Origin of the sequence: Subtercola sp. YIM 133946, assembly GCF_036553535.1 — a bacterium.
GTDB lineage: Bacteria > Actinomycetota > Actinomycetes > Actinomycetales > Microbacteriaceae > Subtercola.
Map to the genome: position 1 here is coordinate 107,728 of NZ_JAZHPE010000035.1, position 11,021 is coordinate 118,748.

The window sequence follows — 11,021 nt, forward strand, 5'->3', positions numbered from 1 at the left end:
AGTACCGTGGAAGTCTCGCCGTTAGGCTTAGCGAATGGCCGTTCTTCCCATTCGCATTTCGGGCGACCCGGTGCTGCACGCACCCGCTGGGCCCGTCACCCGCTTCGATTCAGAGCTGCAGACGCTGGTCGGCGATCTCGTCGACACGATGCACGCGGCGCCGGGCGTGGGGCTCGCCGCCCCGCAGGTGGGCGTGCCGTTGCGGCTGTTCGTGTTCGAGTACACCGATCCCGACGGTGTCGTGCACAGCGGCACGGCGATCAACCCGACGCTGCTGATCAGCCCGCTGCCGGTCATCGAACCCGAAGACGCCGACGAAGAGGGCTGCCTCTCGTTTCCGGGCGAGCGGTTCCCGCTCGTACGGTCGACCACGGCCCTGCTGCGCGCCGTCGACGCCGACAACGTGCCTTACGAGATCGAGGCCTCGGGCTGGCTGGCCCGCATCTTCCAGCACGAGTACGACCACCTCGACGGGCACCTGTACATCGACCGGCTGCCGTACCCGTTCTCGAAGGCTGCGGCGAAGATCGCCCGCAAGCGCAGCTGGGGTGGTCCCGGCCAGAGTTGGATGCCCGGGGTCGACACCTTCGACGGCGGGGCGTGAGGCGGGGCGGGCTGGTCTGCAGGCGCGGTGCCGGTTCGTGCGGGGGCGTGAGGCGGGGCCAGCTGGCGTGCGCGACGCCGTTCAGGTGAGGGCGCGGATGCCCGCCGCCACCGCCGCGGCGACGATCACCACCACGATGAAGGGCACCTTCAGCGCGTAGAGCCCGGCGGCGACGAGCACGGCCGGCACACGGGCATCCAGAACCAGCTTCTCGCCCTGCCCGAACGTCTGCACCGCGATCAGCGCCGCGAGCAGCGCGATCGTCAGCAGGTTGGCGACGCGCGCAGGGGTGGGCCGGCTGAACAGTGCGGGTGGTATCAGGTAGCCCGCGAACTTCAGCGCGAAGCAGATGACCGACGCCAGAATGATGATCTGCCAGAGGGTCACGACGGCATGCCTTCGATCGGGCTGATCTCGGCCGTCTGAGACCCGGGTGGGCCGCCCCTGTCACCCAGCCAGTTGGTCAGCCCGACGACGACCGCGACGAGCGCGGCGACGATCACCGGCAGCCCCGGCGCTAGAACGGGCGTCAGCAGCGCCGCAACGACCCCGGCGCCTACGGCAACCGCCTGGGCTTGAAGCTGCTTCAGGCGCGGCCACAGCAGCCCGAGGAAGGCCGCAGCGGCGGCGGCATCGAGCCCGTACGAACTGACGTCGCCGATGAGGTTGCCGATCAGCGCGCCGACGAGGGTGGTGAGGTTCCAGCCGACGAAGACCACGAGGCCGGTCACCCAGAAGCCCACGCGTTGGGCTCGGGCGGTCGGCTGGGCCACCGAGACCGCGACCGACTCGTCGATGGTGAGGTGCGCCGCGAACAGCTTCGTGAACCGTCCTGAGCCGACCACGGGCGACATGCGCAGGGCGTAGATGACGTTGCGCGAGCCGAGCAGGGCTGCGCTGGCGACCGCAGAGGGGCCGGCCGCCACTCCCCCGGCCGCCAGCACGCCGACGAGGGCGAACTGCGAGCCGCCGGTGAACATCACGAAGCTCAGGAAGCACGTCTGCCACACGTCGAGGCCGGCCGCCGTGGCCAGGGCGCCGAACGAGACGCCGTATGCCGCGGTGGCGACGCCTACGGCCACCGCCGCGCGGGTCGCCGTGCGGGTAGCTGCCTGGTGCGCGGCCGGCTCGTCGGCCGGCGGGTCGGGTGGGCCGGGTGCTGCGGGCGGGTCGGGTGGCGCGGGCGGGCCCGGTGGTGCCGGCGGGTCGGGTGGTGCGGGGGTGGTCACAGGGCCTCGATCGAATGCGGGAACAGAAAAAGGCCGCCGGGGTGGAGCCCAGACGACCTTTTCGCTCCCCGACTTGGACTCGAACCAAGAACCTGCCGGTTAACAGCCGGCTGCTCTGCCAATTGAGCTATCGAGGAATGCTGAAACAGCTTGGTTACATTATCACGAATCGCCCGTTCACTAAATCGAGCGACCCTCACGGCCGCCCTGCAGCGGGTTGTCAGGCTCGTTTTCCGTACGCTCTGGCCAATCCGGCCACATACGGATGCCGGGGATCTGCCAGCACGTCGTCGATGGTGCCCACGCCGACCACGACGCCCTCGTGGATCACGATGATGCGGTCGACCGACCGCCGCAGCACGTCGAGATCGTGGCTGACGATGAGCGCGGTCGCCCCGCGGTCGCGCTGGATCTTCGAGATCACGTCGATGACGGGCCCGCGCACCGAGACGTCGACACCGGCGGTCGGCTCGTCGGCGATGAGGAAGACGGGATCGAGGATCAGCGCCCGGGCGATCGCGACGCGCTGGCGCTGGCCGCTCGAGAGCTCGTGCGGGAGCTTGAGCGCTGTTCCGTTGGCGAGCAGCAGGGCATCCAGCAGCGTCGCGACACGCAGGCTCGCGTCTTTCTCGTTGTAGCGCCTGTCGCGGGCGAAGAGCGGTTCGGCGACCGATTCGGCGATGGTCATGTTCGAGGTGAGCGACCCCCCAGAGTCTTGGGGCAGGTACCCGACGCCGTAGGTGAGCCGGTTCAGACGTCGCCCGCGCACACCCTTGCGCAGGTCGTAGCCGAGCACGCGCAGGGCGCCCCCGACGATGCGCGCCGGCGACTCGCGCTGGCCGTTCGAGGCCTGCCCGGCCGCGACACGGGCGAACGTCGACTTGCCCGAACCGCTCGAGCCCACCAGTCCCACGATCTCGCCCGGCTCGATGCGCAGGCTGACGCCGCGCACGGCGGTGTAGGCGGGGCTCACGCTGTGCGCGGGGTACTCGATCGTGACGTCAGACGCCAGCAGCACGGGCTCACTCATGCCTGCGAGCCTAACAACGCCCGCTCAGTCGACGTGAATGGCCCGCCGCTCGGTCTCGAGCTGCATGAGCTCGATGTTCAGCGCGCGGTAGGCGCTCGGCGACGCCTCGGCGTCGGTGCGCTGCAACTGGCCCTTGACCTCTTCTTTGCGGCGCACGAGGTGCCGTTCGATGAGCGATGACGTCACCCTTCGCAGGTACACGTCGAGCTCGCGCTCCGGCCGCTCGGGCACCGGGGCGACCGCCAGCTGCTCGACGAGACCGACGTACTGCGGAGCGATGTTGCCGGCGACCGTGCCCACCCAGTCGGGCCGGTCGAACGAGTCGATCGACCGGGCGATGGCGTCGCGCACGGCGGCCAGCGCCTGGTTCGTGTAGCCGACTCCGGATGCCCGTGCCATCAGCTCGCGGCCGACTACTACGGGATACTGCAGCATCGCCATCAGCGCGTCTCGTTCGAGCCGCACGGCCGTCGTGCTGGGCAGTGAGGTCAGCGAGACGCTGGGCACGGGCTGCTGCGGCGCCTCAGGAGCCGCCCCTGCGACCGTAGGCGCCGCGCTCGGAAAGATGTGGGCCGGGATGATCTGCTCGCCCTGGCCGGCCACAGGGCCCCGCGCGCTCTGCGCCGTTCGCCCGCCGTCGGAACCCCGCGCGCCGTACTCGCTCCGGCCGCCGTCGGAACCGCGCGCGCCCTGGCCCGCGCGCCCGCCGTCGGAGCCACGCGAGCCGTAGCCGTTCCTGCCCGCCTCGGTGCCGCGCGCGGCGTGCGCACCCCCCGAGGCCGACCCGGCACCTGCGGCGGCCGCGGGCAGCGCCGCCTCGACCGCGCGCGAGACCTCGTCGATGTCGACGCCGAGCAGGCGTGCGAGCTCGCGGGTGTAGCCCGGGCGCAGGGCGGGGTCGCGGATGTCGGCGACGACCGGTGCGGCATCCCGAAGCGCGGCGGCCCTACCCTCGACGGTGTTGAGGTTGTAGTTCGCCAGCTTCTGCCTGATGACGAATTCGAACATGGGCTTCTTCGACGAGATGAGGCGGCGCACCGCGTCGTCGCCTCTGTTCAGCCGCAGGTCGCAGGGGTCGAGCCCGTCGGGCGCGACGGCCACGTAGGTCTGCGCTGCGAAGCGTTGTTCTTCGCTGAACGCGCGCAGCGCGGCTTTCTGGCCTGCGGCGTCGGGGTCGAACGTGAACACGACCTCGCCGAGGCCCGAGGTGTCGTCGCCGAGGATGCGCCGCATCACCTTGATGTGATCGACGCCGAACGAGGTACCGCAGGTGGCGACGGCGGTGGTCACGCCGGCCAGGTGGCACGCCATGACGTCGGTGTAGCCCTCGACGACCACGACCTGCCGGCTGCGCGCGATGTCGCGCTTGGCGAGATCGAGGCCGTACAGCACCTGCGACTTGTGGTAGACCGGCGTCTCGGGAGTATTGAGGTACTTCGGGCCCTTGTCGTCGTCGAACAGCCGACGCGCGCCGAAGCCCACGGTCTGCCCGGTCTGGTCGCGGATGGGCCACACCAGGCGGCCTCGGAAGCGGTCGTAGGTGCCGCGCTCGCCCGTCGAGAGCAGCCCGGCCGTGCTGAGCTCTTCGTTGCTGTAGCCGAGGCCGCGCAGGTGCTTGCCGAGGTTGTCCCAGCCCTGCGGTGCGTAGCCCACCCCGAAGCGCTGGGCTGCGCCGGCGTCGAAACCGCGTTCGCCGAGAAAGCGCCGCCCGGCATCCGCCCCCTCGGTGGTGAGCTGCTCGCTGAACCACACCCGGGCCGCCTCGTTCGCGGCGAGCAGGCGTGCACGGTTGCTGTGGTCGCTGGCCTGGCCGCCGTCTTCGTAGTGCAGCTCGAACCCGATCTGGCCGGCCAGCCGCTCGACCGCCTCGGCGAACGTCACGTGGTCGAGCTTCTGCAGAAAGGTGAAGACGTCGCCGCCCTCGCCGCAGCCGAAGCAGTGGTAGTAGCCCACCTGCGGGCGCACGTGGAAGCTGGGCGACTTCTCGTCGTGAAAGGGGCACAGGCCCTTCATCGAACCGATTCCGGCGCTCTTCAGGGTGACGTACTCACCGACCACGTCGGCGATGTTGATGCGCGCGCGCACCTCGTCGATGTCGCTGCGCCGAATGAGCCCTGCCATAGTCGGATTCTACGATTCTCGTGAGACGACGTGCACGCGGGCGACAGATGACCGTACCTCGGGCGCGCGCGTGGTGAGTGCTATCGGCGAGGTGGTGGTCGACTCGCCCACCAGCCGGCGGTGCCATGACAGGGCCGACTGGTCGGTCAGGCTCGCCACCTGGTCGACGACGACGCGTTTGCGGCCGGCGTCGTCGCGCGCGCCGGCCCAATCGGCGGCGAACGTGGTGTCGAGCTCGTCGTCGCCCCGGGCCAGCAGATGCTCGGCCAGCTCGACGAGCAGCACGCGCTGGTTGCGGTAGATGGGCTTGCGCTTGGTGCTCGACATGACGAAGGCCGCGACGATGCCCTTCAGCACCGCGATCTCGGCCGCCACCGCGCGCGGCACGACCACGTTCGCGCGGTACCGGATGAGGCTCGGCCCGTCGTACGCAGCCCGCGTGGCCTGCGTGGCGGCGCTCGAGAACCGGCCGATCAGCTGGCTGGTCAGGTTCTTCAGGCGGGCCTGCGCGAACCGGCTGCCGTCGTAGTCGTCGAGCCACACGTCGAGCGAGTCGAGCCGGTCGAACGCTGCGATCAGTTCGTCGTGGCTGAACGAGCCGCCCACCCACGAGTGCATGCTCGTCACCAGTGCTTCATGGTCGACCCGGCTGCCGAGCGCGGGAACGTCGATGTAGCCGTTCAGCACGGCGTCTTCGAAGTCGTGCACCGAGTAGGCGATGTCGTCAGAGAGATCCATCACCTGGGCCTCGATGCAGAGCGACCCGGGTGGAGCCTCGCTGCGCAGCCACTCGAAGACGGGCAGATCGTCGGCGTAGACGCCGAACTTCTGCCGCCCGCTGGTGTCGGTGACCGACGAGGCCGAGACCCACGGGTACTTGCAGCTCGCGTCGAGACTGGCGCGGGTGAGGTTGAGGCCGTAGCCGCGACCGTCGGGGCCGAACACCTTCGGTTCGAGCCTCGTCAGAATGCGCAGGCTCTGCGCGTTGCCCTCGAAGCCGCCGATGTCGTCGGCCCACTCCGAGAGGGCGCGTTCGCCGTTGTGGCCGAACGGCGGATGCCCGAGGTCGTGTGCGAGGCACGCGGTGTCGACCACGTCGGGGTCGAGCCCCAGGCTCGCGGCCAGCTCACGCCCGACCTGGGCGACCTCGAGCGAATGCGTGAGCCGGTTGCGCGCGAAGTCGAGGTCGGCGGCCGGAGACAGCACCTGCGTCTTGGCGGCGAGCCTCCTGAGGGCTCCGGAGTGCAGCAGCCGGGCGCGGTCGCGCGCGAAGTCGCTGCGGCGCGTGTAGTGCTCTTCGGGCAGCGGCCGCTCGGTGTCGTGGGTGTCGTACCCCAGGTCGCCAGCGCTGGCCGTGCTGACTGCAGAACTCGTCAACACCGGCTCGACCGGCTCGACCGGCTCAGCCACCGCTGTGCTCCAGTTCGGCGCCGGCCAGTTCGGCGAGGCCCGGCTGGTCGAGCGTGCGTGAGGCGAGCCAGTTGTTCGGCAGAGCGGGGCGCTTCGGTGTTCCGGCCCGGCCCCGCGGACCCTCGGCATCGACGCCCGGGTACGGGGTGTCGGCGTCGAGCGTGGCGATCAGGTCGTCCATCTCGGCGAGCGACGTCACCATGGCGAGGGCCGCGCGCACCTCGTGGCCGACGGGGTACCCCTTGAAGTACCAGCCGACGTGCTTGCGGATGTCGCGGCAGGCCCGCTCCTCGCTGTCGAAGAAGTCGACCAGCAGCTCGGTGTGCCGGCGCAGCGCGGCGGCCACCTCGCCGAGCGGGGGGTGGGCGCGGGCGGCCAGCGCCTCGGCCTGGGTCAGCTCGCCGTCGCGGGCACGGAAGGCGGCCGCGAGGTCGCCGAACAGCCACGGCCGCCCGAGGCAGCCTCGCCCTACCACGACTCCGTCGCAGCCGGTCTCGTCGACCATGCGCAGCGCATCTTCGGCCGACCAGATGTCGCCGTTGCCGAGCACGGGGATGCTCGTGATGGTCTCTTTCAGCGTGGCGATGGCGGCCCAGTCGGCCTGGCCGGAGTAGAACTTCGCGGCCGTTCTGGCGTGCAGCGCGACGGCGGCCACGCCGGCGTCTTCTGCGGCGCGGGCGGCGTCGAGGTAGGTGAGGTGGTCGTCGTCGATGCCCTTGCGCATCTTGACCGTGACGGGGATGTCGCCGGCCGCGCGTACCGCGGCCTCGACGATGGCCCGGAAGAGGTCGCTCTTCCACGGCAGGGCAGCGCCGCCGCCCTTGCGGGTGACCTTGGGCACCGGGCATCCGAAGTTCATGTCGATGTGGTCGGCCCGGTCTTCGGCGACCAGCATCGTCACGGCTTCGCCCATGGTCTTGGGATCGACGCCGTACAGCTGGATCGACCGCGGCGTCTCAGACTCGTGGTGGGTGATGAGGCGCAGCGACTCAGGGGTGCGCTCGACGAGCGCGCGCGAGGTGATCATCTCGCTGACGTAGAGGCCGGCGCCGTACTCACGGCAGAGCCTGCGGTACGCGGTGTTGGTGATGCCGGCCATCGGCGCGAGCACGACGGGCACGTCGAGTTCGATCGGCCCGATGGTGAGCTTCGGCGCACGAACCGGCGCCGGCGGGCTGGCGAGGAGGGATGGATAGGTCATTTGGTTCCATTCTCCCAGAGAATGCGGAGCGCGGGCGGGCGGTGCCGCCGGCTGTGCAGAACGAGTCGGGTGTACGGCCTGTGGAGAAGCCCGGAAGTCTTACGCAGGTTCGCCGGGAACCACGCAGACGCCGTCGATTCCGCAGACGGCCCCATCGGGGCTGTCGCCGCCGAGCATGCGGAACACCGGCGATGCCGCCCCGAGACTCACCAGCGAGGTGGCAGGCGCAGCAGGAGACACCGCGGGCACTGCGGCAGGAGACAACGCAGGCACGGCAGTCGAAACCGCAGACGACACCGCAGGCACCGCAGACGACACCGCAGGCACCGCAGGCACGGCGGTCGAAACCTCCGGCCCACCGCCGCTCATCGCGCCACCTCGGCCACAGCGCCGCGTTCGGCGCTGACCTGTGTCAGCACCTGAGCGAAGGTGGCGGCATCCTGTGCGCCCGATACCCCATACTTCGAGTCGATGACGAAGAACGGCACGCCCTGGATTCCGTATTCGATGGCCTGGGCCTGGTCGGCCCGAACGGCCGCCAGGTACTCGTTCTCGCGCAACGAGCGCAGCGCGTCGTCGCGGTCGAGCCCGATCTCGGCGGCGAGATCGGCGAGGTCTTCATCGCGGCCGACGTGCCGGCCCTCGACGAAGTAGGCCCTCAACAGGCGCTCCTTCGCCTCGAGCTGAACCCCGTGCGCCTTCGCATAGTGAATCAGCTGGTGCGCCTTGACGGTGTTCGTGTGCTGCAGTGCGTCGTAGTCGTAGTGCAGGTCGACCGACTCGGCGATGCCGGTGACGCGGTCGAGCATGCCCTGGATCTGGCTGGGCGGAAAACCCTTGTGCTTCACGAGGAAGTCGACCTCGCTGCCCTCGAAATCGACCGGGGTGTCGGGTGACAGTTCGAAGCTGTGGTACTCGACCTCGATCGGGGTGGCCTCGTCTCCGGCGGCTGCCGTGTAGTCGGCGATTCCGTTCTCGAGCTTGCGCTTGCCGATGTAGCACCAGGGGCACGCGATGTCAGACCACACATCGATCTTGATTGCTTCTGTCATACACAGGGCAACGGCCGGGCGGGTGGGGCTATTCCCGGGAATCCCGGCCCCGGGCATCCGGTTAGATAGCACCATGACGCTCACCGGAACAGAACGAGTCGAACAGGATGCCCGCCGGCGCGGCCTCGCCATCGAGATCGTCGAGCGACCGCAGGCCGACAGCCTCGAGTCGGCGGCGGCGCTGCTCGGTCTCGAACCCTCCGACGTGATCAAGTCGCTCGTGGTGAAGCGGCACGACGGCGACTACCTCTTCGTGCTGACGCCCGGCGACCGGCAGATCAGCTGGTCGAAGCTGCGCGCGCTGCTGGGCGTGAACAAGCTCTCTCTGCCGGCCGCCGACCTCGCCTTCGAGGCGACCGGCTACGAGCGCGGCACGATCACCCCGCTCGGCAGCACCACCGCGCTGCCCGTCTACGCCGACGAACGGATGGTCGGCAAACGTGTGGCGCTCGGAGCCGGCGAGCACGGCCACAGCCTGCTCACCGACGCCGACCCCCTGCTTGCTTCGTTCGGCGCGACCATCGCCGACCTGACCGACCCGCTCAAGCCCCGCAGCTAGGCGGGTTTGGGGCGTCGACGGCGCCGCCGAACCGGCGGGTGCGGCCGGTGTAGTACTCGATGGCCTCCCACAGGTCGAGACGGGTGAAGTCGGGCCACAGGCGGTCGAGGAACACCATCTCGGCGTAGGCCGACTGCCAGAGCATGAAGTTGCTGGTGCGCTGCTCGCCCGAGCTGCGCACGAACAGGTCGACGTCGGGCAGGTCGGGCACGTAGAGGTGCCTTTGGATGAGCTTCTCGCTCACGCCCGAGGGCTTCAGCCGCCCGGCGGCGACCTCGGCGGCGATGCGCTGCACGGCATCCGTGAGTTCGTTTCGGCCGCCGTAGTTGACGCACATGGTGAGGGTGAGGGTCGAGTTGGCGGCGGTGAGGCGTTCGGCGTACTGCAGTTCGTTGATGACGGATGCCCAGAGCCGGGGCCGGCGCCCCGCCCACCGAACCCGCACTCCCCACTCATTCAGCTGGTCTCGGCGACGGTGCAGCACCTCGCGGTTGAAGCCCATCAGGAAGCGCACCTCGTCGGGCGAGCGCTTCCAGTTCTCGGTGGAGAAGGCGTAGACGCTGAGGTGCTTCACACCGATCTGGATGGCGCCGGCCACGACGTCGAGCAGCGCCGCCTCGCCCGCCTTGTGGCCCTCCACCCGGGTGAGGCCGCGGGCGTTGGCCCAGCGCCCGTTGCCGTCCATCACCACGGCGACGTGGGCGGGCACCTCGGCGCGCGGAATATCGGGCGGGTAGACGCCGGTGTAGTCGAGCGGCTTGAAGTCGACGGCGTCGGGGTGGGTCTTGCCTACGCGGCTCATGCAGTGGTGCTTTCGGTCGGTGCGGCGGGGGTGGAGACAGCGGCGGCGGCGGAGACAGCGACGGTGGCGGAGACAGCGACGGCCGCCTGCCGCGCGAGCTGTTCGGCACGCTGGGTCGGCAGGTTCGGAGTGGTGCGGTCGACGTGCTGCAGCGAACGCAACCCGCGCTCGAGGTGCCACTGGGTGTAGGCGGCCACGATGCCGCTCGCCTGCGACCTGACCCGGTCGGCGGAGGCGTCGGCCGCGGCCCAGTCACCGCTCAGCAGCGCACCGAGCAGGCCGAGCGTCGAGGCGTCGAGCCGGGGCGTTCCGGGCGGGGCGTACTCGTCGCTCACTACACCGCCCAGCTGCACCACGAACGCGGAGTGCGGGCCCGGCACCCCCGACACGGCGCAGTCGGAGAAGCTGGGCGCCCAGCCCGCCATCGACAGCGCACGCAGGAGGTACGAGTCGAGGGTGAGGCTCGAGCCGTGTTCGCCGCGCGAGAGCGACCGCAGGGCGCCGACCAGCAACAGGTACTGCTGCTGCGTCGCATCCGCGTCGGTGAGCTTGTCGGCTGTCTCGACCATCGCGCTGGCGGCGGTGTAGCTGGCGTAGTCGGCCGAGATGTCGGCTCCGTATGAGGCGATCGTCTCGGCCTGGGTGATGGTATCGAGGTTTCGGCCCTCGAAGAACTGCACGTCGGCCACCATGAACGGTTCGAGCCGCGCGCCGAACTTCGACGCCGTACGCCTGACGCCCTTCGCCACCGCCCGGATCTTGCCGTGCTGCCGCGACAGCATCGTCACGATGCGGTCGGCCTCACCCAGCTTGTGGGTGCGCAGCACGACGACGTCATCACGGTAGAGGGGCACCCTCCTATTATCGCTGCCTCCCCTGACCCTGCTCCGGATGCCCGGGGGTGGTTTCGATACGCCCGCTGCGCGGGCTACTCAACCAGCGGGGGTCGAGGGGGGTGGTTTCGATACGCCCGCTGCGCGGGCTACTCAACCAGCGGGGGTCGAGGGGGGTGG

The 11,021-nt window shown here is 70.0% G+C and carries 11 protein-coding genes and 1 tRNA gene; 2 read left to right on the forward strand and 10 right to left on the reverse strand.

Translation table 11 applies throughout. From position 1 onward, the window contains the following. The first annotated feature begins 34 nt into the window (after positions 1–34). Complete coding sequence (gene def / locus V3W46_RS12220; RefSeq protein ID WP_331783394.1) at positions 35–604, forward strand: peptide deformylase; 570 nt, start codon at positions 35–37, stop codon at positions 602–604. An 81-nt stretch (positions 605–685) separates the two neighbouring features. Here def and V3W46_RS12225 read toward each other — a convergent pair whose 3' ends face one another. The 8 genes from V3W46_RS12225 to V3W46_RS12260 form a co-directional block, all read right to left on the reverse strand. Next, entirely contained in the window at positions 686–991 is a 306-nt protein-coding gene (locus tag V3W46_RS12225; RefSeq protein WP_331783395.1) for an AzlD domain-containing protein, read from the reverse strand. Further along, positions 988–1,686 (reverse strand): AzlC family ABC transporter permease, encoded by a 699-nt coding sequence (locus V3W46_RS12230; RefSeq protein ID WP_331783405.1) that lies wholly within the window; start codon positions 1,684–1,686, stop codon positions 988–990. The genes V3W46_RS12225 and V3W46_RS12230 overlap by 4 nt, the downstream gene beginning before the upstream one ends. Before the next feature lie 211 nt (positions 1,687–1,897). After that, positions 1,898–1,970 (reverse strand) — tRNA-Asn (locus V3W46_RS12235). Positions 1,971–2,053: 83 nt separating this feature from the next. Continuing rightward, a complete protein-coding gene (locus tag V3W46_RS12240) occupies positions 2,054–2,863 on the reverse strand; it encodes an ABC transporter ATP-binding protein (protein WP_331783396.1) in 810 nt (269 codons plus the stop codon). A 24-nt stretch (positions 2,864–2,887) separates the two neighbouring features. Next, positions 2,888–4,984, reverse strand: a complete 2,097-nt coding sequence (gene dnaG, locus V3W46_RS12245) for a DNA primase (RefSeq protein ID WP_331783397.1) — start codon at positions 4,982–4,984, stop codon at positions 2,888–2,890. A 9-nt stretch (positions 4,985–4,993) separates the two neighbouring features. Then, positions 4,994–6,361: a deoxyguanosinetriphosphate triphosphohydrolase gene (locus V3W46_RS12250; protein WP_443069979.1), complete on the reverse strand. Its 1,368-nt coding sequence runs from the start codon at positions 6,359–6,361 to the stop codon at positions 4,994–4,996. 25 nt (positions 6,362–6,386) lie between these two features. Continuing rightward, positions 6,387–7,595: a tRNA dihydrouridine synthase DusB gene (gene dusB, locus V3W46_RS12255; protein WP_331783398.1), complete on the reverse strand. Its 1,209-nt coding sequence runs from the start codon at positions 7,593–7,595 to the stop codon at positions 6,387–6,389. A gap of 365 nt (positions 7,596–7,960) precedes the next feature. After that, entirely contained in the window at positions 7,961–8,647 is a 687-nt protein-coding gene (locus V3W46_RS12260) for a DsbA family oxidoreductase (protein WP_331783399.1), read from the reverse strand. 73 nt (positions 8,648–8,720) lie between these two features. On the opposite strand from V3W46_RS12260, the gene V3W46_RS12265 reads away from it, so the two are divergent. Then, the gene (locus V3W46_RS12265; protein ID WP_331783400.1) at positions 8,721–9,206 is read left to right on the forward strand and encodes an aminoacyl-tRNA deacylase; all 486 of its coding nucleotides are present in this window, start codon (positions 8,721–8,723) and stop codon (positions 9,204–9,206) included. Here V3W46_RS12265 and V3W46_RS12270 read toward each other — a convergent pair. Both V3W46_RS12270 and recO read right to left on the reverse strand, forming a co-directional pair. Then, the gene (locus V3W46_RS12270) at positions 9,190–10,008 is read right to left on the reverse strand and encodes an isoprenyl transferase (protein ID WP_331783401.1); all 819 of its coding nucleotides are present in this window, start codon (positions 10,006–10,008) and stop codon (positions 9,190–9,192) included. The genes V3W46_RS12265 and V3W46_RS12270 overlap by 17 nt on opposite strands. Further along, complete coding sequence (recO, locus tag V3W46_RS12275; protein ID WP_331783402.1) at positions 10,005–10,862, reverse strand: DNA repair protein RecO; 858 nt, start codon at positions 10,860–10,862, stop codon at positions 10,005–10,007. Before recO ends, V3W46_RS12270 begins: the two co-directional genes overlap by 4 nt. Between the last annotated feature and the right edge of the window lie 159 nt (positions 10,863–11,021).